The following is an 18,872-nucleotide window of genomic DNA, read 5'->3' on the forward strand; positions in this document are numbered from 1 at the left end:
TTGGCGGTCTCGACGCCGCTGCCGTCCGCCTTCACGCGGATCTTCACGTTGTAGTCGACGACCCGCTTCACGGGCACCAGGACCTTCATGACGTTTGCTCCTCTTCCTTCGGGCGTTTTCTTGTGTTTCGGATCAGGTGGGGATCAGGCGACGGCGGTCAAAGGCTGGCCGCGCCACGCGGCGACGGAGTCCGGCATCGGCGGCGAATCGCAGGCGGCGCCCACGGCGGCCAGCACCTCCGACGGCGGGATCACGCGCCCCCGCGCCACGAAGGCGCCCTGCACCACCGCCAGCGCGGCGGTGCCGGAATCGGTCTCCATGCGATGCTCGATGAAGATGTACTTGTCGTCCCAGCACAACACGCGGCTGACCAGGGTGAAGCGCTGGAACGGTTTCAGCGACCGGCGGAAGCGGATGTTGGCCGCGCCCAGCACCGGCTGCCAGCGGTTGCGCAGGATGGCGCGCCCCAGCCCGACCCGGACCATCAGATCGGTGCGTCCCAGATCCATCAGGCTGAAATAGCGGGCGTTGGTCATGTGCAGGTTGACGTCGAGGTCGGTCGGCCAGACCCGGAAGCGCAGCGAGCCTGAGTCGAGGAACCCGATCCGGCGCCCGCGCCACGCGGCAACCACGGCCATCACCGTGACGGCGATCAGGCGGAAGATCAGGTTCATGACGGTTTCCCTTCCAGCGGTCGGGCCGACGCCGGCCCGGTTCAGGACTCCTTGGCGGCCTTGCGTTGCGCCAGGAGGGTGGTGACCTGGTCCTCGATCTCTTTCAGCTCGCCGACGGTGGCTTCCAGGTCCTCGCGCTGCTGCGCCAGATCCTTGAGCCGCGTCTGAACCCGCTTCAGCAGGTTCTTCTGCTGCTCCACCCCGCCGTCGACGTTGTAGAGGTCGAGATACTCGCGGATTTCCGCCAGCGAGAAGCCCAACCGCTTGCCGCGCAGGATCAGCTTCAGCCGGGCGCGGTCGCGCTTGGTGTAGACACGGTTGTTGCCGACGCGGTTGGGCGCCAGCAGCCCCTTGACCTCGTAGAAGCGAAGCGCGCGCGGGGTGATTCCCAGCTCTTCCGCCAGTTGGTTCACCGTGTAGAGCTGTTCCATCCCCGTCATGACCTTATTGTTCGCGCGTCCGCTATCCGGCCCGTCGTTCCTAACACAGGCGTCGCGGCGTGATAAGGCTTCCCTTTACGTCCCGGTCAACACCCTGACTTGGCGTCAGGTCTCTGCCTTCGGGGCAGCCGCCGCCTCGGCGATCAGCTCCTTCTTGGACAGCTTGCCGACGGCGGTCTTGGGCAGCTCGTCGCGGAACTCCACGGCGGTCGGCATCTCGATGCGGGAGATCTTGTCGCGCAGGAAGTCCTTCAACTGCTCCACCGTCATCACGGCGCCGGGCTTCAACTGGACGAAGGCCTTTGGCGTCTGTCCGCGATACTCGTCGTTCAGCCCGATGACGCAGACGGCCACCACGTCGGGGTGCTGGTAGATGGCCTCCTCGATCACGCGCGGGTAGACGTTGTAGCCGCTGCAGATGATGAGGTCCTTCAGGCGGTCGAGCAGGAAGACGTAGCCGTCCTCGTCCATCGTCCCGACGTCGCCGGTGAACAGGAAGCCGTCGACGATGGTCCGGTCGGTCTCCTCCGCGCGGCCCCAATAGCCGGCCATCACGTTCGGTCCGGAGATCGCCACCTGCCCCTTCTCGCCGATGCCCAGCACGCGGGACGGATCGTCCAGCCCGCGGATCTCGATGGCGATGCCCGGCAGCGGCAGGCCGATGGAGCCCTCCTTGTTGACGCCGGTCAGGGGATTGGCGGCGCAGACCGGCGAGGCCTCCGACAGCCCGTAGCCCTCGATCAGCACGCAGCCGGTCGCCTGCTCGAACTGGCGCTTCAGCTCCATCGGCAGCGGCGCCCCGCCCGAGATGCAGTAGCGGATCGAGGTCAGCGCGTAGCGCCCGACCTGCGGGTGGCCCAGCAGCGCCTTGTACATGGTCGGCACGCCGGGAACGAGGGTCGGCTTGCGCTTGGCGATGGTCTTGAGCACCTGCTCGGTCTCGAAGCGCGGCAGCATGACCAGCTCGGCCCCCGACGCCAGCCCCATGTTGAGGATCACGGTCATGGCGAAGACGTGGAAGAAGGGCAGCACCGCCAGCATCCGCTCGCCGCCCAGCGCCATGCCGGGGAACCACGCCGCCACCTGCCGGGCGTTGGACAGCAGGTTGTGGTGGGTCAGCATGGCGCCCTTGGGCACGCCGGTCGTACCGCCGGTGTATTGCAGCACCGCAACGTCGCGCAACGCGTCGATCCGCACCGGGCGCAAGGCGCCGTCGTTGGCCAGCAGCGCGTCGAAATCGACGTGCCGGGAATCCCAGGCGATCTCCGCCACCTCGCTGCGCTTGAGCACACGGAACAGCACGCTCTTGACCGCCGGCAGGATGGTCGGCATGCGGCAGACGACAACGGTCTTCAGCCGGGTCCGCTCCAGCATCGCGGCGACGCGCGGGTAGATCTGCTTGAGGTCGAGCGTGACCATGATCTCGGTCTGCGAGTCCTCGATCTGGTGTTCCAGTTCGCGCTCCACGTAGAGCGGATTGTAGTTCACCACCGTGCCGCCGGCCTTCAGCACGGCGTAATAGGCGATCACGTAGGTCGGCGAGTTCGGCAGGCACAGCCCCACCCGCACCCCCGGCCCGACGCCCATGTCCTGGAAGCCGCGCGCGGCGCGGTTCACCAGATCCAGCACTTCGGCGTAGCGGTAGCGCCGCCCCAGGAAATCCAGGCAGGGCCGCTCGGCGTAGCGCTTGGCCGCGTCCTCGAACAGCTGGTGCAGCGGGATCGGCGCGAAGCTCTGGTCCCAGGCGATGTCGGCGGGGTAATGGGCCAGCCAGGGACGGAGCGGGCTGGAATCGGGCAATATGGAGTCGGCTTGCGCAAGCGGTTCGGACATCGGTTTCGCTCCCCTTCGCGACGGACGGGCTCCCGGATCGTCGCCGCGTCGGTTCGCCCGCCGGCCGCCTGGAACCTTTTCGTTATGACGTTGACGTAAACGTAATGCTTGCTTACTGTCAAGAGCAGTCACACGGACTGTTCCAGGAGTAAGCTTTCATGGTCGACGACATCCTCCGCGAGATGCGCACCCGTTCCACCACACTGCGCAGCCTGAACGCCTCGGTGCGCTTCGTCCTGGGCAAGGACGGGCAGATCATCCGGGTGGACGCCCGCGCCAACCCGGTCAGCATCAGCCAGGACGACGCCGAATCCGACTGCACCATCCGGATCTCGCCGGAAAACCTGGTGAAGTTGATGGACGGACGCCTCAACCCGATGCTGGCCTTCACCATGGGCAAGCTGAAGGTGGAGGGCTCGATGGGCATCGCCATGAAGCTGGCCCAGCTTCTCGACGAGTAAAGCGCAACCGGCCGCAAGAGCCGCTCTTTTCCAAATCCGGGAGGAAACGACGATCATGACGCACACGCTTCGTGCCACGCTGGCGGCTGCCCTGCTGCTTGCTCCCCTCTCCACGGCCGTGGCGGCCGGGACCGCCCGCACCCTGACTTACCAGATCCTGATGGGCGAGGATCCCATCGGGACCGAGACGGTGACGGTGGAGCCGCAGGGCGACCGCACCAAGGTGACGGTCGCCGCGACCACGTGGGTCAAGGTGCTGTTCATCAACTTCCGCTACGACCACAAGCGCGAGGAGACGTGGAAGGGCGCGACGCTCGAATCCATGCGCGCCACCACCGACGACGACGGCACGCCGCACAGCCTGGACCTGCTGCGCAAGGGCAACGGGCTGACGCTGACCGCCGACGGCAAGGCCTCGGAACTGCCGGGCGACGCCCTGCCGCTGACCCTGTGGACGCCCGAGGTGCTGAAGCGCCCGAACCTGATCTCGGTGATCGACGGCGCGCCCTACAAGGTCGCGGCGCGGGCGGTGGGAACGGAGACCGTCGAGGCCGGCGGGCGGAAGACCGAGGCCAAGCACCACCGCATCGAGGGCGACGTGGAGCGCGACCTGTGGTTCGACGCCGAGGGCACGCTGCTGAAGACGCGCTTCAAACGCAGCGGCTATGATATCACCTACGTCCTGAAGTGAGTTTCCCCATGAGGACGTGATGCCCATCTTCGTGTTCCCCGACGATCCGATCTGGAACGAGGAGGCCGACGCCGTCGAATTCGTGGTCGAGGTCGGGGAGTACCGGGGCCGCGTCTTCGTCACGCGCCGGGTGATGCAGGGGCTTGTCGGCCACCGCCCCCTGCCGGACGAGGCGGTCCAGCAGGTCTGCATGAACCGCCAAGTCTTCGACCGGGCGGTGGAGAACCGCATTCTCGACCGCGCGCTCGACCCCGACGCCAACATCCACCTGACCGCCCGCGACATCGCGCGGGCGGCGGGACGGCGCGGGAAGTTTTCAGAGGGGTGAATTTGTACCAGCAGCTTCATGCCTGAACTGCCACTCCGTCATCGCGTGTAGCCCTTCTCCCCTTGCGGGAGAAGGGTTGGGATGAGGGGTGTTCCGCCGCAGGCGGAAAGAAACATGGAGATTCCCGGCCGGCTGACGCCGGCACCCCCTCACCCCAACCCCTCTCCCACAAGGGGAGAGGGGCTTACCCCAGCGCTCTCGCGTGGGCGACAATTCAAAGCTGCTGAGCTTACGCCACCCGCCCGTACCGCCCCCGCACGTACAGCAACGGTGCGCCGTCCTCGCGCGAGGCCAGCCGACGGACGCGCCCGACGACGATCACATGGTCGCCGCCGTCGAACAGATGCGCGCGGTCGCATTCCAGCGAGGCCACGCAGCCCGACAGGATCGGCACCCCGGTGTCCCAGGTCTCGACCGCGACGCCGGCCCAGCGCTCCTGAAGGTCGCGGCGGGAGAAACGCGCCGACAGATCCTCCTGGTCGTCCGCCAGGATGTTCACCGCGAAGGACGGGGCCGTGGTGAAGGCCTCGAACGACATCGCCGCGCGCCCCAGGCAGAACTGCACCAGCGGCGGGTCGAGCGACACCGACGAGAAGGAGTTCACCGTCACCCCCAGCGGCAGGCCGTCCGGCGCGATGGTGGTGACGACGGCGATGCCGGTGGCGAAGCAGCCCAGAGCGCTGCGGAAGGCGCGGGGATCGAGCGGTGAAGCGGTGGTCATGGCGGCCTTTGTATGGCTCGGCAAAGCGGCGAACCTCGGGAATTAACCCAGCGGAGCGGTGGGCGCAAGCGGTTCCCCACTTCGTCGGGAGGCTTTAAGACGATTTTAAGGAAGGTGAGGCAGTTTCCATCTGCGGCAAGTGGCCGCGCGCCGGACCGACATTCACGGGCATCATGAGCGCGAACGCAGGCGGCGAACGCCCCATCATCATCAAGAAGAAGAAGGGTGGGCACGGCGGCCATCACGGCGGCGCGTGGAAGGTGGCCTACGCCGATTTCGTGACGGCGATGATGGCGTTCTTCCTGCTGCTCTGGCTGCTGAACGTCACCACGTCCGACCAGCGCAAGGGCATCGCCGATTACTTCTCGCCCGTCTCGGTCAGCCGGGAGCAGTCGGGCTCCGGCGGCATGCTGGGCGGCAAGACCATCACTGTGCCCGGCGCGCAGGTCTCGGCCAGTTCGCCGATGTCGGCCGACGTGCCGGTGTCGGGTCCCCCCGGCTATTCGTCGCAGGAGACCGAGGACGCCGACGATCCGACGGAGGCCGCCGCCGGTCCCGGCACCGGCACCGGTCCGGGCCGCCAGGGCGAGACCGGCTCCGCCGCCGACCAGAAGAGCAACGAGTCGCGCGCCGACTACCAGAAGCGCATGGAGGCGATGGCCAAGCAGCTGGGCATTCCCGGCCAGAAGCCCGGCGAGAAGCTGTCCGACTTCGGCGAGCGCGTGAAGGAGGCCGGCGAGCATCTCCAGGACGCCCAGCAGGAAGCCAAGCAGTTCCAGCAGGCCGCCACCGAGATCCGCCAAGCCATCCAGTCGGTCCCGGAGTTGGAGCCGCTGGCCCAGAACCTGATGATCGACCAGACCCCGGAGGGTCTGCGCATCCAGATCGTCGATCAGGACCGCGTCTCGATGTTCCCCGGGGGTTCCGGCCAGATGTACCCGCAGACCCGCCAACTGGTGCAGCAGGTCGCCAAGGCGCTCGCCAAGCTGCCCAACAAGCTGTCGATCAGCGGCCACACCGACGGCACCCCCTTCCCCGCCGGCTCGGGCCGCGACAACTGGGATCTGTCGAGCGAGCGGGCCAACGCCACGCGCCGCGCGCTGATCGCCGGCGGCATCGAAGAGACCCGAATCCAGGACGTGGTCGGCAAGGCGGACCGCGATCCGCTCGCCCCCGACCAGCCCGGCAGCCCGCGCAACCGCCGCGTCAGCATGGTTTTGCTGCGCGAAATGCAGGCGCCGCCCTCGGCCGGCAGCGCTTCCGCTGGGGCCGTCGCCCCCGCTGCGACCAAAGCACCAACCCCGGCAGCACCAAAGCGCTAAAATCTTTCGCGGTACGCACCGAATTCTTGCTTTGTGGCCGCACCGCACAACAGAGCGCGTTGTTTGCCCCTGTTCAAAGCGCGCGGCGATGCGTCATACTTGGCGGGCAAAGCGATGCTGCCGGAACAATGCCGTCCGGCAGTCGATGAAATGGTCCGATACAAAGCGCGGGGGAGTCTGTGAGCGTACCCGAGGGCAAACCGTCAGACCTTTTGTCATCCTATGATCCCGGCCTGTATTTCGACGAGCTGTTCGGCAGCATGGACTTGCCGGCCGAACACACGGCGCTGATACGGCAAAGATTGTCGGGTCTCGATTTCGACGAATTGCGTCGCCGAGCGCAGGATGTGGAGCGGGAACTCTACAATCTCGGCATCACCTTCATCGTCTATTCCGAAAAGGACGCGGTGGACCGGATTCTTCCGTTCGACATCATCCCCCGCGTGATCTCCTCCAAGGAATGGGCGCATCTGGAGGCAGGAGTCACCCAGCGCGTCGCCGCGCTGAACCTGTTCCTTCACGACATCTATCACGATCAGAAGATCCTGAAGGACGGGATCATTCCGCGCGATCTGGTGGAGGGGAACCACAATTTCCGCCCGCAGATGATCGGGCTGGACGTCCCCTTCAACACCTACATCCACATCATGGGCACCGATCTGGTGCGCGACCGCCAGGGCGTCTTCCGGGTGCTGGAGGACAACGGCCGGGTTCCGTCCGGCGTGTCCTACGTGGTCGAGAACCGCCACATGATGCAGCGGGTCTTCCCCGACCTGCTGCAGGACATCGGCATCCGCCCGGTGGACAATTACGGCCACAAGCTGCTGGACGCGATGATGGAGATCGCGCCGCAGGGGGTGGACGATCCACAGGTCGCGCTGCTGTCGCCGGGAACCTACAACTCGGCCTATTTCGAGCACATCTTCCTGGCGCGCGAGATGGGCGTGCCGCTGGTCGAGGGCCGCGATCTGGTGGTGGAGAACGACCGCGTCTACATGAAGACGACCAACGGTCTGGCCCCGCTCCATTCGATCTACCGGCGGCTGGACGACGCCTTCCTCGACCCGCGCGCCTTCAACCCGGACAGCCTGCTGGGCGTGCCGGGCATCCTGGAAGCCTACCGCAAGGGCAACGTCGCGCTGGCCAACGCCATCGGCACCGGCGTGGCGGACGACAAGGCGGTCTACTGCTACGTCCCACGGATGATCAAATACTACCTCGACCAGGACCCGATCATCCCCAACGTCGACACCCGCATCTGCCGCGAGCCGGACGCGCTGCAATACACGCTGGACCACCTCAGCGAGCTGGTGGTCAAGCCGGTCGGCGAGGCCGGCGGCTACGGCATCACCATCGGGCCGCGCGCCAGCAAGGCCGAGTTGGAGGATTGCCGCGCCAAGCTGCTGGCCGATCCGTCCAACTACATCAGCCAGCCGGTGGTCGACCTGTCGGTCTGCCCGACCGTCACCGAGGACGGCATCGAGCCGCGCCACGTCGATCTCCGCCCCTTCGCCATCACCGGCAAGAGCACCTGGGTCCTGCCCGGCGGGCTGTCGCGCGTGGCGCTGAAGAAGGGAACGCTGATCGTCAACTCGTCCCAGGGCGGCGGCTCGAAGGACACCTGGGTTTTGGAAGGTGCGGCATGAACCTGCTCGCCCGCTACGCCGAGAGCATTTTCTGGATGGCCCGCTACATGGAGCGGGCCGAGAATCTCGCCCGCATCCTCGACGTGCACGAAAGCTTCTCCCGCGACACGCGCGGGGCGACGAACTGGTTCTCCATCGTCCAGCTGAACGCGGACGAGAAGGACTTCTTCAGCCGCCACGACCGCCCGACGGCCGAGGCGGTGATCCACTACTACATGTTCGACGCGCAGAACTCGAACTCGCTGCTGTCGATGCTGCGGATCGCCCGTGAGAACGCGCGCGCGCTGCGCCCCTGGATCTCGACCGAGATGTGGACGCAGATCAACGTGTTCCACAACAAGCTGCTGGAGATGTCGGTCAAGGACGTGGCGACGCAGAACCTGTCCAAGGTCTGCACCTGGATCAAGGAGGAGTGCCAGACCCACACCGGGATCACCGAGGGCACCTTCTACCGCGACCAAGGCTGGTATTTCTACCAGATGGGCAAGTACATCGAACGGGCGGACCAGACCACGCGCCTGCTCGACATCAAGTACCACACCCTGCTGCCCTCCCCGGCCGATGTCGGCTCGACGCTGGACGCCAGCCAATGGACGACGGTCCTGCGCTCGACCGCCGGCTACCACGCCTTCCGCCGCGTCTACCCGCGCGGCATGTCGCCGACCACGGTCGCCGGCTTCATGCTGTACAACGAGGGCTTCCCGCGCTCGGTCGTCATGTGCGTCCGCCAGATCGACGGCGTGCTGACCCGGATGCGCTCGCGCTACGAAATGCGCGGTGGCTCCAACGCGATGGAGCGGGTGGACGAGTTGCTGGCCGCCCTGCTGTCCCGCCCGATCGAGGCGGTGCTGCGCGACGGTCTGCACCAGTATCTCGACTGGGTCCAGTTGCAGCTCAGCGGAATCACCACCGAGATCGCCCAGGCGTTCTTCGGCGTGGACGCGCCGCTGGCTGTTCAGAGCCAGTCGCAGTAAGCTGACCCGGCGGGGGCTTCCGGCCCCCGCCCTTCCCTTCCGTTGTGACGAGGCATCGTCGGTCAGCATGTCGGTCATCCAGCCGCCGCAGCGCCCGTTGCAGCAATTCTTCCGGTCGGGGCCGATGCCCTGCCCCTACCTGCCGGGCCGGGTCGAGCGCAAGCTGTTCACCCGCTTGGTCGGTCCCTACGCGACCGAGGTGAACTCCACGTTGTCGCGCGCCGGTTTCCGGCGCAGCCACGACATCGTCTATCGTCCGGTCTGCCCGAACTGCCAAGCCTGCGTCCCGGTCCGCGTCCCGGTCGCCGAGTTCGTGCCCACCCGCTCGCAGAGGCGGGTGATCAAGCTGAACCAGGACGTCCGCCTTATCGAGCGCCCGGCCTACGCAACGTCGGAGCAATACCGGCTGTTCGCACAGTACCAGAATTCCCGCCATGGCGAATCCGACATGGCGCGGATGGCGATGGGCGACTTCGCCGCGATGGTGGACGAAGGCCGCGCCGACACCAACCTGCTGGAAGCCCGCGATTCGGAGAACCGGCTGATAGGCTGCATGCTGACCGACCGGCTGAGCGACGGGTTCTCCGCCGTCTACAGCTTCTACGACGCCAACCAGGAGCGCCGCAGCCTGGGCACCCACATGATCCTCGGCCTGATCGAACGGGCGCGGATGGCCGGAATGCCGCATGTCTATCTCGGCTACTGGATCGCCGGCAGCCGCAAGATGGCCTACAAGACACGCTTCCAGCCGCTGGAAGCGCTCGGTCCCGACGGCTGGCACCGACCGGTGATCGCGTCCGAAGACTAGCGCGTTTGCCCTCTCCCGAGACGGGAGAGGGCAACAAGTCACGCGGCCTTGATGCGGGCGAGGAAGTCCTCGACATCGTGCCGCAGGGTTTCCGCCTGACGCGACAACTCTCCGGCGGCCCCCAGAACCTGGGTGGCGGCGCTGCCCGCCTCGCTTGCCGCCTGGGTCACGTGGATGATGCTGCCCGACACCTCCTGAGTGCCGCACGCGGCCTGCTGGACGCTGCGGGAGATCTCGTTGGTCGCCGCGCTCTGCTCCTCGATGGCGGCGGCGATGCCGGTGGTGATGTCGTTGATGCTGCCGATGGTGTCGCCGATCCCGGCGATGGCTTGGACCACGCCGTTGGTGGTCTGCTGGATCGCACCGATCTGCGCGGCGATCTCGTCGGTGGCCTTTGCCGTCTGCCCCGCGAGACTCTTGACCTCGCTCGCCACCACGGCGAAGCCCTTGCCCGCCTCGCCCGCGCGCGCCGCCTCGATGGTGGCGTTGAGCGCCAGCAGATTCGTCTGGCTGGCGATGTCGGTGATCAGCCCGACCACCTCGCCGATCTTCTGGGCCGCTTCCGACAGGCTGCGCACCGCCTCGCTGGTCCGCGCCGCCTCGTTCACCGCCTTGCCGGCGATGTCGGCCGAACGCGTCACCTGACCGCCGATCTCGCGGATCGAACTGGCCATCTCCTCGGTCGCGGTGGCGACGGTCTGGACGTTGGCGCTGGTCTGCTCGGCGGCGGACGCCACGACCGTTGCCTGGGTGTTGGTCTGTTGGGCCATCGCCGACATGCTCTGCGCGGTCGCGTCCAACTCGGACGCCGCCGAGGACACGGTGCGCAGCGCGGCGGCGGCGGAGCTTTCGAAACCGGCAACCAGACGGTCGACGGCCTCGACCCGCCGCTGCTTGGCCTCGCGGTCGGCGGCCTGGAGCCCCACCAGCCGGTCGGCCTCGATCAGCCCATCCTTGAACACCTGGACCGCGCGGGCCATGGCGCCGATCTCGTCCCGGCGCTCCGTCCCGGTGACGGCGACGGACAGGTCATGACCGGCCAGTCCGCCCATGATTCCCGTCATCTCCTGGATCGGGCGCACCACCGTGGCGATCATCATCCAGCCGGCGGCGGCGCAGACCAGCACGACCAGCAGGATCGCCGCGGCGATCAGACCGGTGCTGGTCTTGTAGATGGCCTCACCCTGGTTGGCCGCCCGCACGCCTTCCCGCTGGTTGAAGTCCATCAACTCCTGCAAAATTCCTTTGGCCATGCGGAACTGCTCCCGCGAGGCTCCGCGATACACCCCGCCGGCAGCCTGGGTTTCGCCGGTGCGCGACAGGGGCTGAAGCTGTTCGTTGCTGATCGCCAGGTAGGTTTCCCAGCTCGCCACGAACTTGCGGTAGGTCTCGGTTTCCCAGCCGGGGGTCAGGATCGCCTCGTAAGCCTTGCGGCGCTCCGCGATGGTCTTGACGATCTCGGCAAGGCTGCGCTCCTCCATGTTGAGGTCGGCAGCCGAGGTCGCCATGACGTGGGCGCCCTCGATAACCCGATAGAAATCGAACGCCGTGTACAGACCCGCCACCACCGTGACCGACGGCAGCCAGTTGTCGCGGATTTCGGCCGCCTCGCCGTTCACCGCCGACAGGCGGCTGACCGAAAATCCGCCAAGGCCGATGGCGCACACCAGAACGATCGCAAAAGCCGCGATGGCTTTGACCTTCACCGACACGTTCGACAACCCGGACATTGCTCGCTCCTTTTCCGTCAGCCCACCGCGCACCATACCGCCACGACCCCTGGCCCCCACGATGGGGTCAACCCGGATTTCGCATATTGGCGCATGACCGTACCGGTCACCCGAAACAGAGCAAGCGGCGTGCCGGGTTTCCGCAAGCGGGCCGTCGATCGACTGCCTCATGAGTTATCAAGCGGTTCGCGCGGCTCCCCACGGGGCTCCAGCGTCCGGAAAAGCACCCGAGAACGGAGCATGGCTTCAACGGTTCCGAGGTTGCGTTGCAAATTGCGATCCTACCGACGGAAGACGCGAAGAAACACACTGGACAACACCGGCTGGCCATCGCCGAACTACGTGGTTCTACTTAGCCCCTTGGTATCGCTTGCAAGTCGCTGAGCCGAAAGGAATATTCCTGCGTGATCCTATCTTTTGGTGTAATCTCTTCCCACGCCGCGCCGTCCTTTTGAACCGGTGGCGAGGCAGAAACAAAAGCAAAAGGGGGCCAACGCGCCCCGTGCAACAGGGAGGTTTCTCCATTGAGAGTCCTGCTCAAGATAAGCGGGCTGATCGATGCCTTGAACAATGGCATCGGCAAACTCGTCTATTGGCTGGTGCTGGTCGCCGTCATCGTCAGCGCGGGCAACGCGGTCATCCGCTACAGCCTGCACATCAGTTCCAACGCCTGGCTGGAACTGCAGTGGTATCTGTTCTCGGCGGTGTTCCTGCTGTGCGCGGGCTACACGTTCCAGCGCAACGAACACATCCGCATCGACATCTTCCTCGGCCGCTTCTCCAAGCGCGTGCAGGCGGCGGTGGACATCTTCGGGATCGTGGTCTTCCTGTTCCCGATGTCGATCCTGATCATGGTGCTGTCCTGGCCCATGTTCCTGGACAGCTACATGACCCACGAGATGTCGAGCGACGCCGGCGGCCTGCTACGCTGGCCCGCCAAAATCCTGGTTCCGGCCGGCTTCTTCCTGCTGACCGTGCAAGGTGTGTCCGAATTGATCAAACGCATCGCGTATCTGGCCGGCCTCATCGACGAGCCGGGCGAAAAGATGCACGGCCACTCGTAAGGACCGGGAGCGACACACATGGTCGAGTTCTTTACCGCCAACATGGCGCCGATGATGTTCGGCGCCCTGGTGCTTTTCCTGTTGATGGGCTTCCCGGTCGCCTTCGCGCTGGCCGCCAACGGTCTGGTCTTCGGCCTGATCGGCATGGAACTGGGCTTGCTGACCCCGGCGTTGATGCAGGCGCTGCCGGAACGCGTGTTCGGCATCATGCGCAACGACACGCTGCTGGCCATCCCCTTCTTCACCTTCATGGGTCTGATCCTCGAACGCTCCGGCATGGCCGAGGATCTGCTCGACACCATCGGGCAACTGTTCGGCCCGATCCGCGGTGGTCTGGCCTACGCGGTCATCTTCGTCGGCGCGTTGCTGGCGGCGACGACGGGCGTGGTTGCGGCCTCGGTCATCTCGATGGGGCTGATCTCGCTGCCAATCATGCTGCGCTACGGCTACGACCGGCGGGTCGCCAGCGGCGTCATCGCCGCGTCCGGCACGCTGGCCCAGATCATCCCGCCCTCGCTGGTGCTGATCGTGCTGGCCGACCAGCTCGGCCGGTCGGTCGGCGACATGTACGCCGGCGCGCTGATCCCCGGCCTCGTCTTGACCGGCCTCTACGCCCTCTACATCTTCGGGACCAGCATCATCCGCCCGCAAGCCGTCCCGGCGCTCCCGCTGGAGGCCCGGACCCTGCACGGCATGAAGCTGTTCATCCGCGTGATCACCACGCTGGTGCCGCCGCTGGTTCTGATCTTCCTGGTGCTGGGCACGATCTTCGTCGGCATCGCCACCCCGACGGAGGGCGGCGCGATGGGCGCCGCCGGCGCCATCCTGCTGGCTCTCGCCAAGAAACAGCTGGGTTGGGGACTCCTGCGGCAGGCGATGGACTCGACGGCAAAGCTGTCGTCCTTCGTGGTGTTCATCCTGATCGGTTCGACCGTGTTCGGTCTCGTCTTCCGCGCGGTCAACGGCGATCTTTGGGTCGAGCATCTGCTGATCGGCCTGCCCGGCGGCCAACTCGGCTTCCTGATCGTCTGCAACATCCTGATCTTCGTTCTCGCCTTCTTCCTCGACTTCTTCGAGCTGGCCTTCATCATCGTGCCGCTGCTGGGGCCGGTGGCGGACAAGCTGGGCATCGACCTGATCTGGTTCGGCGTGCTGCTGGGCGTCAACATGCAGACCAGCTTCATGCACCCGCCCTTCGGCTTCGCGCTGTTCTTCCTGCGCAGCGTGGCGCCCAAGGTCGATTACACCGACAAGATCACCGGCAAGCTGATCGCCAAGGTCACGACCGGCCAGATCTACTGGGGCGCCGTGCCCTTCGTCATCATCCAGCTGATCATGGTGGCGCTGGTCATCGCCTTCCCCAGCCTGGTCGATGCCGGCTTGGACCATGGTCCGGCAATCGATCTGGACAAGGTGAAGATCGAGATTCCGTCCTTCGAGGACGATGCCGCCCCGCCCTTCCCCGGACAGAGCGACGATTCGAACAACGACATCATGAAGCAGTTCCAGCAGAAGTAACGCTTCGAGCGCGCAGCGAAAGGGGCCAGGACTTTCTGGCCCCTTTTTCGTGCGGAAACGGCATGGTGCTCCTGTTTCAAGCGGACACGCAAAAAAGGCCTCGCTGCTGCGAGGCCTTTTCTTTTTTGATCTGCCGAACCGTTTTTACTTCTTCGACGCCAACGGCGGGGCCGCGTAGACGAAGCGGTCGAAGCTGTATTCCGCGACGCGGAACCACAAATATTCGTCCTCGCGGAACTTCCGCCACGCCTCGTAGACCTTGCGGAACTTCTCGTTCCGGGCGGCTTCCTCCTCGTAGGTCTCGATGGCGGCCTGATAGCAGGCCTGCATCACCTCGTTCGGGAAGGGACGCAGTTGCGTGCCGGCGGCGACCAGACGCTTGAGCGCCAGCATGTTCTGGACGTCGTATTTTCCCTGCATGTCGAGCGTCGCCTCGGCGCAGGCCGCTTCCAGGGCTGCCCGGTACTGCTTGGGCAGCGTGTCGAGCTGGGCCTTGTTGACGATCAGCGAGACCTGAGGGCCACCTTCCCACCAGCCCGGATAGTAGTAATATTTGGCGACCTTGTGGAAGCCGAGCTTCTCGTCGTCGTAGGGACCGACGAACTCGGCGCTGTCGATGGTGCCCTTTTCCAGCGCGGGGTAGATGTCGCCGCCACCGATCTGCTGCGGGACGACGCCCAGCTTGGCCATGATCGTGCCGGCGTAGCCGCCGATGCGGAACTTCAGGCCCTTCAGATCATCGACGGTCTTGATCTCCTTGCGGAACCAGCCGCCCATCTGGGTGCCGGTGTTGCCCGCCGCGAACTGGACGATGTTGTAGCCGGCGAAGAACTCACGCATCAGTTCCATGCCGCCGCCATGGGTCATCCAGGCGTTCTGCTGGCGGGCGTTCAGGCCGAAGGGCATCGCCGCGTCGAAGGCGAAGGTCGGATCCTTGCCCACATAGTAATAGGAGACGGTGTGGCCACACTCGATGGTGTTGTCCTTCACCGCGTCGAGAACCTGAAGCGCCGGAACGATCTCCCCACCGGCGAAGACGCGGATCTGGAACTTCCCGTCGGTCAGATCGGCGACGCGCTTGGAGACGTACTCCGCGCCGCCGTAAATTGTGTCCAGGCTCTTGGGGAAGCTGGAGGCGCAGCGCCACTTGATTTCGGGGGTGCTTTGCGCGATGGCCGGGGCCGCCAGCGTGCTGGCGGCGACGCCCACACCGGCCGAGGTCAGGAAAGCGCGACGTTTCATGAAGAAGCTCCCTAGTTCATTTTCTGTTATGGGTGTTTTTTAAAAAGAAGCACGCCTGGACCCGCCCGCACTCCCCGGAACCGGGCGTGCGCGTCGGGACGAGCTTGGAAAGGGAAAGACGGTAGGAGCCTGCCGACGGGAGGCCCGAAACAGGGCGCATCGCGGTTTCCACGCGTCCCGGCAGCCGTGCCGTTTTCCTTCCTCCGTCCGGGTTCGTCACCGGCCTGCCGACCGATCCGTCCCAGCTTTCTTCCGCTGAACGAACTATGCAGGAATCCAACGGTCCGGATCAAGGCCCAAGAAGAATTGCGTGTATTATTTCAGAGGTTTATCGGCGCGGATGGAATCCCGCGCCGATAAACACGCCGCTCAGGTGAAACGGTTCTGCTTGGGGAAGCCGTTGGGCGGCATCTTGCCCACGCCGGCCCGGTTGTCGAGCCAGGGCGTCAGATCGGTGACGCGGAACACCCGCTCGCCCTGCCGCCAGCTCAAGCCCTCGGCAATGGCGAAGGTCTTCACGTCGGCGATGCTGCCGTCCTTGTATTTCTGGAGCTGGACGCCCTTGCCCCGCGTCATCACCGGCACCTGCGCCAACGGGAAGATCACCAGCTTGCGATTGTTGCCGATGATGGCGAGATGATCGCCAACGACCGGATGGCAGATGCGGGCGGCCTTGCCGTCTTCCAGGTTCAGCACCTGCTTGCCGCTGCGCGTCTGGGCAAGCACCTCGGCCTCCTCGACTTGGAAGCCGCGCCCGTCCTCGCCGGCGACCAGCAGCGTGCGGCCCGGCTGGTGGCGGAACAGGTCGACGATCTCGGCGTCGTTGCCGAGGTCGATCATCAGCCGCACCGGCTCGCCGAAGCCACGGCCGCGCGGCAGCTTGTCCACCGCCAGCGTGAAGAACTTGCCGTTGCTGGCGAAGACCAGCAACTTGTCCGTCGTCTCGCAGGGGATGACGAACCCTTTTGAATCGCCGTCCTTGTACTTCACGTCCTCGTGGTCGGCCTCGGCCAAGTGGCCGCGCACCGTGCGGATCCAGCCCTTGGCGGAGCAGATCACCGTCACCGGCTCGCGCTCCACCGTCGCCTCCAGCGGCACCTCGATCAGCGCCGGGGCGTCGGCCACGTCGGTGCGCCGCTTGCCGAGCGCGCCGCCGCCGAACTTCTTCTTGATCTCGGCCACGCCCTCGGCGATTCGCTTCCAGCGCAGGGCCTCGTCGCCCAGCAGTTCGGTCAGCCCGGCCTTCTCGGCGGTGAGCGCGTCGTGCTCGCCCTGGATCTCCATCTCCTCCAGCTTGCGCAGATTGCGCAGGCGCATGTTGAGGATGGCGTCGGCCTGCACCTCGGTCAGCGAGAAGGCGGCCATCAGGTCGCGCTTGGGCTCGTCCTCCTCACGGATGATGCGGATGACCTCGTCGAGGTTCAGATAGGCCGCCAGATAGCCGCCCAGCACCTCCAACCGGTGGTCGATCCGCGCCATCCGGTGGTTGGAGCGGCGGATCAGCACCTCGTGCCGGTGGTCGAGGAAGGCTTGCAGAACCTCGCGCAGGTTCAGCACGCGCGGGACATGGTCGCCGTCCAGCACGTTCATGTTCAACGCGAAGCGGATCTCCAGATCCGTCGCCTGGAACAGCGAGGCCATCAGGACCTCGGGATCGACGTTGCGGTTCTTCGGCACCAGGATCAGGCGGATGTCCTCGGCCGATTCGTCGCGCACGTCCTCCAGCAGGATCAGCTTCTTGTTGGTCAGCAGCTCGGCGATCTTCTCGATCAGCCGGGCCTTCTGCACCTGGTAGGGAATCTCGGTGACGACGACCTGCCAAGTCCCCTGCCCCAGCCGCTCCACCGACCAGCGGGCGCGCAGCCGGAACGAGCCGCGCCCGGTGCGGTAGGATTCGACGATGCTCGCCCGCGATTCGACCAGCAGGCCGCCGGTCGGGAAATCCGGGCCGGGCATGAAGGTGACCAGCGTGTCGATCGGCGCGTCGCGGTGCTTGATGAGGTGGCGCAGCGCGTCGCAGATTTCGCCGACGTTGTGCGGCGGGATGTTGGTCGCCATGCCGACGGCGATGCCGCTCGACCCGTTGGCGAGAAGATTGGGAAAGTTGGCCGGCAGCACCGCCGGCTCGTCGCCGTCGCCGTCGTAGGTCGGGCGAAGGTCGACGGCGTCCTCGTCGATGCCGTCCAGCAGGGCCTTGGCGACCTCGGTCAGGCGCGCCTCGGTGTAGCGCATGGCCGCCGCGCTGTCGCCGTCGATGTTGCCGAAATTGCCCTGCCCGTCGATCAGCGGGTAGCGCACGGCGAAGCTCTGCGCCAGCCGCACCAGCGCGTCGTAGACCGAGGTGTCGCCGTGCGGGTGGAACTTGCCGATCACGTCGCCGACGACGCGGGCCGATTTCTTCGGCGGCGTGGTCGGTTCCAGCCGGAGCTGGCTCATGGCGTAGAGAAGGCGGCGGTGCACCGGCTTCAGCCCGTCGCGCACGTCGGGCAGCGAGCGGGACATGATGGTGGACAGCGCGTAGCTGAGATACCGCTCGCCGAGCGCGTCGGCCAGCGGCTTCTCCAGAATGTCGAGGGCGGGATCTTGCGGTTTCATACGCCTTTTCTACCAGCTCTAGCGCGGGTGCGCTACCGCGTTCGCGTAACGTTCTCTCAATCGCTCGCGCGCGGGCGGCAGTGGGCCGTTGAGCAGATGGCGCTCCAGGAAATGGCCGGTCAGGCGCAGGCCGCTCTGGACCTCCGCCGGTCCGCCGCCGCCGCGCCCGGCCAGGAAATCGGGCAGCGGCAGCAACCGGTTCCGGTAGGGCTCCCCCACCGACGCGGTGACGGCGCGCCCGGTGCGCGGGCTGACATAGGCGAGGTAGTCATTGGCGCCGGACACGGCGCAGCGGTCGAGATCCAGCCCGAATCCAAGCTCGGCCAGCAGCCCGATCTCCCAGCGCACATAAGCCTCCGCCCAGGCCGGCGTGCCGAGCAGGCCGAACAGCGCCAGCAGACCGTCGAACAATCCTGGATGCGCTTGGTGTTCTGGCGTCGCTGCCTCCACCAGGGCGCAGGCGCTGGTCAGCGCGGCCAGCGACGCCGGATCGTCGAAGAAATCGGCGGCGTAGCCCTTCACCGCCTCCAGCGTGAAATGGCCGAGGTGCTCGGCCAGCCGCCCGCGCCAGCGCACGGCGACCAGCGTTCCCGGCTCCAGCGCGCCGCGCAGCCGGGGGGAGCGCCCGCCCATGACCATGCCGGCGTGCCGCCCATGCTCGCGGGTCAGCAACGTGGCGACGGCCGATCCCTCACCCTGCGGGCGGGACGACAGAAGGATGCCCTGATCGGACCATTCCATGAACAAAGCTCTATCAGGACGGCGAAAACCTCGCCAGAGGGCTTTTGCCGCAACACCGCGTCGCGGCGTGATGAATTCATACAC

Annotated in this window: 17 protein-coding genes and 1 pseudogene; 9 read left to right on the plus strand and 9 right to left on the minus strand. The window is 66.1% G+C overall.

Features of this window, described 5'->3' with window-relative positions; all coding sequences use genetic code 11:
• The 4 genes and pseudogenes from EJ913_RS32705 to EJ913_RS20630 all read right to left on the minus strand — a co-directional run.
• Nucleotides 1–89 (minus strand): annotated as a pseudogene (locus EJ913_RS32705) (electron transfer flavoprotein subunit beta/FixA family protein); the annotation flags it as partial.
• Between the two features lie 54 nt (nt 90–143).
• Nucleotides 144–674, minus strand: coding sequence for a thioesterase family protein (locus EJ913_RS20620; RefSeq protein WP_127001383.1), 531 nt, complete (start codon nt 672–674; stop codon nt 144–146).
• Between the two features lie 41 nt (nt 675–715).
• The gene (locus EJ913_RS20625) at nt 716–1,105 is read right to left on the minus strand and encodes a MerR family transcriptional regulator (RefSeq protein WP_127001626.1); all 390 of its coding nucleotides are present in this window, start codon (nt 1,103–1,105) and stop codon (nt 716–718) included.
• A gap of 114 nt (nt 1,106–1,219) precedes the next feature.
• Nucleotides 1,220–2,947 (minus strand): long-chain-fatty-acid--CoA ligase, encoded by a 1,728-nt coding sequence (locus tag EJ913_RS20630; RefSeq protein ID WP_127001385.1) that lies wholly within the window; start codon nt 2,945–2,947, stop codon nt 1,220–1,222.
• A gap of 158 nt (nt 2,948–3,105) precedes the next feature.
• On the opposite strand from EJ913_RS20630, the gene EJ913_RS20635 reads away from it, so the two are divergent.
• From EJ913_RS20635 to EJ913_RS20645, 3 genes are read left to right on the plus strand one after another with little or no spacing between them, the layout of a single operon-like run.
• Nucleotides 3,106–3,408: an SCP2 sterol-binding domain-containing protein gene (locus EJ913_RS20635; RefSeq protein WP_127001387.1), complete on the plus strand. Its 303-nt coding sequence runs from the start codon at nt 3,106–3,108 to the stop codon at nt 3,406–3,408.
• Nucleotides 3,409–3,463: 55 nt separating this feature from the next.
• Nucleotides 3,464–4,099: a DUF6134 family protein gene (locus tag EJ913_RS20640; RefSeq protein ID WP_127001389.1), complete on the plus strand. Its 636-nt coding sequence runs from the start codon at nt 3,464–3,466 to the stop codon at nt 4,097–4,099.
• Nucleotides 4,100–4,118: 19 nt separating this feature from the next.
• Nucleotides 4,119–4,427 (plus strand): DUF1488 family protein, encoded by a 309-nt coding sequence (locus tag EJ913_RS20645; RefSeq protein WP_127001391.1) that lies wholly within the window; start codon nt 4,119–4,121, stop codon nt 4,425–4,427.
• Nucleotides 4,428–4,656: 229 nt separating this feature from the next.
• Here the strand turns inward: EJ913_RS20645 and EJ913_RS20650 are convergent, their stop codons facing one another.
• Nucleotides 4,657–5,148 carry a flavin reductase family protein gene (locus tag EJ913_RS20650; RefSeq protein ID WP_127001393.1) on the minus strand — a complete coding sequence of 164 codons (492 nt, stop codon included), beginning with the start codon at nt 5,146–5,148 and terminating at the stop codon, nt 4,657–4,659.
• A 173-nt stretch (nt 5,149–5,321) separates the two neighbouring features.
• Between EJ913_RS20650 and EJ913_RS20655 the strand changes: the two genes are divergently transcribed.
• From EJ913_RS20655 to EJ913_RS20670, 4 genes are all read left to right on the plus strand, one after another.
• Entirely contained in the window at nt 5,322–6,470 is a 1,149-nt protein-coding gene (locus EJ913_RS20655) for a flagellar motor protein MotB (protein ID WP_127001395.1), read from the plus strand.
• 260 nt (nt 6,471–6,730) lie between these two features.
• The gene (locus EJ913_RS20660; RefSeq protein ID WP_238519817.1) at nt 6,731–8,116 is read left to right on the plus strand and encodes a circularly permuted type 2 ATP-grasp protein; all 1,386 of its coding nucleotides are present in this window, start codon (nt 6,731–6,733) and stop codon (nt 8,114–8,116) included.
• Nucleotides 8,113–9,090 (plus strand): alpha-E domain-containing protein, encoded by a 978-nt coding sequence (locus EJ913_RS20665; RefSeq protein WP_127001399.1) that lies wholly within the window; start codon nt 8,113–8,115, stop codon nt 9,088–9,090. Before EJ913_RS20660 ends, EJ913_RS20665 begins: the two co-directional genes overlap by 4 nt.
• Before the next feature lie 67 nt (nt 9,091–9,157).
• On the plus strand, nt 9,158–9,898 hold the full coding sequence (locus EJ913_RS20670; protein ID WP_127001401.1) for an arginyltransferase: 741 nt from the start codon (nt 9,158–9,160) through the stop codon (nt 9,896–9,898).
• A 38-nt stretch (nt 9,899–9,936) separates the two neighbouring features.
• On the opposite strand, the gene EJ913_RS20675 is transcribed toward EJ913_RS20670, so the two are convergent.
• Nucleotides 9,937–11,628, minus strand: coding sequence for a HAMP domain-containing methyl-accepting chemotaxis protein (locus EJ913_RS20675; RefSeq protein WP_127001403.1), 1,692 nt, complete (start codon nt 11,626–11,628; stop codon nt 9,937–9,939).
• Between the two features lie 524 nt (nt 11,629–12,152).
• Between EJ913_RS20675 and EJ913_RS20680 the strand changes: the two genes are divergently transcribed.
• Entirely contained in the window at nt 12,153–12,692 is a 540-nt protein-coding gene (locus EJ913_RS20680) for a TRAP transporter small permease subunit (RefSeq protein WP_127001405.1), read from the plus strand.
• Nucleotides 12,693–12,710: 18 nt separating this feature from the next.
• Entirely contained in the window at nt 12,711–14,210 is a 1,500-nt protein-coding gene (locus tag EJ913_RS20685) for a TRAP transporter large permease (protein ID WP_127001407.1), read from the plus strand.
• Between the two features lie 144 nt (nt 14,211–14,354).
• Here EJ913_RS20685 and EJ913_RS20690 read toward each other — a convergent pair whose 3' ends face one another.
• The 3 genes from EJ913_RS20690 to recO form a co-directional block, all read right to left on the minus strand.
• On the minus strand, nt 14,355–15,452 hold the full coding sequence (locus EJ913_RS20690; protein WP_127001409.1) for a TRAP transporter substrate-binding protein: 1,098 nt from the start codon (nt 15,450–15,452) through the stop codon (nt 14,355–14,357).
• Between the two features lie 369 nt (nt 15,453–15,821).
• A complete protein-coding gene (parC, locus tag EJ913_RS20695; protein WP_127001411.1) occupies nt 15,822–18,047 on the minus strand; it encodes a DNA topoisomerase IV subunit A in 2,226 nt (741 codons plus the stop codon).
• A gap of 18 nt (nt 18,048–18,065) precedes the next feature.
• Nucleotides 18,066–18,788 carry a DNA repair protein RecO gene (gene recO, locus EJ913_RS20700; protein WP_127001413.1) on the minus strand — a complete coding sequence of 241 codons (723 nt, stop codon included), beginning with the start codon at nt 18,786–18,788 and terminating at the stop codon, nt 18,066–18,068.
• Between the last annotated feature and the right edge of the window lie 84 nt (nt 18,789–18,872).

It is taken from the genome of Azospirillum doebereinerae, assembly GCF_003989665.1.
Taxonomy (GTDB): domain Bacteria; phylum Pseudomonadota; class Alphaproteobacteria; order Azospirillales; family Azospirillaceae; genus Azospirillum; species Azospirillum doebereinerae.

Excerpts from the sequence above, each read along its gene's own strand:
- EJ913_RS20670 (WP_127001401.1), top strand. The coding sequence starts at position 9,158 with ATGTCGGTCATCCAGCCGCCGCAGCGCCCGTTGCAGCAATTCTTCCGG.
- EJ913_RS20655 (WP_127001395.1), top strand. The coding sequence starts at position 5,322 with ATGAGCGCGAACGCAGGCGGCGAACGCCCCATCATCATCAAGAAGAAG.
- EJ913_RS20650 (WP_127001393.1), bottom strand. The coding sequence starts at position 5,148 with ATGACCACCGCTTCACCGCTCGATCCCCGCGCCTTCCGCAGCGCTCTG.
- EJ913_RS20630 (WP_127001385.1), bottom strand. The coding sequence starts at position 2,947 with ATGTCCGAACCGCTTGCGCAAGCCGACTCCATATTGCCCGATTCCAGC.
- parC (WP_127001411.1), bottom strand. The coding sequence starts at position 18,047 with ATGAAACCGCAAGATCCCGCCCTCGACATTCTGGAGAAGCCGCTGGCC.
- EJ913_RS20690 (WP_127001409.1), bottom strand. The coding sequence starts at position 15,452 with ATGAAACGTCGCGCTTTCCTGACCTCGGCCGGTGTGGGCGTCGCCGCC.
- EJ913_RS20645 (WP_127001391.1), top strand. The coding sequence starts at position 4,119 with ATGCCCATCTTCGTGTTCCCCGACGATCCGATCTGGAACGAGGAGGCC.
- EJ913_RS20640 (WP_127001389.1), top strand. The coding sequence starts at position 3,464 with ATGACGCACACGCTTCGTGCCACGCTGGCGGCTGCCCTGCTGCTTGCT.
- EJ913_RS20675 (WP_127001403.1), bottom strand. The coding sequence starts at position 11,628 with ATGTCCGGGTTGTCGAACGTGTCGGTGAAGGTCAAAGCCATCGCGGCT.
- EJ913_RS20665 (WP_127001399.1), top strand. The coding sequence starts at position 8,113 with ATGAACCTGCTCGCCCGCTACGCCGAGAGCATTTTCTGGATGGCCCGC.
- recO (WP_127001413.1), bottom strand. The coding sequence starts at position 18,788 with ATGGAATGGTCCGATCAGGGCATCCTTCTGTCGTCCCGCCCGCAGGGT.
- EJ913_RS20660 (WP_238519817.1), top strand. The coding sequence starts at position 6,731 with ATGGACTTGCCGGCCGAACACACGGCGCTGATACGGCAAAGATTGTCG.
- EJ913_RS20620 (WP_127001383.1), bottom strand. The coding sequence starts at position 674 with ATGAACCTGATCTTCCGCCTGATCGCCGTCACGGTGATGGCCGTGGTT.
- EJ913_RS20625 (WP_127001626.1), bottom strand. The coding sequence starts at position 1,105 with ATGGAACAGCTCTACACGGTGAACCAACTGGCGGAAGAGCTGGGAATC.
- EJ913_RS20685 (WP_127001407.1), top strand. The coding sequence starts at position 12,711 with ATGGTCGAGTTCTTTACCGCCAACATGGCGCCGATGATGTTCGGCGCC.
- EJ913_RS20635 (WP_127001387.1), top strand. The coding sequence starts at position 3,106 with ATGGTCGACGACATCCTCCGCGAGATGCGCACCCGTTCCACCACACTG.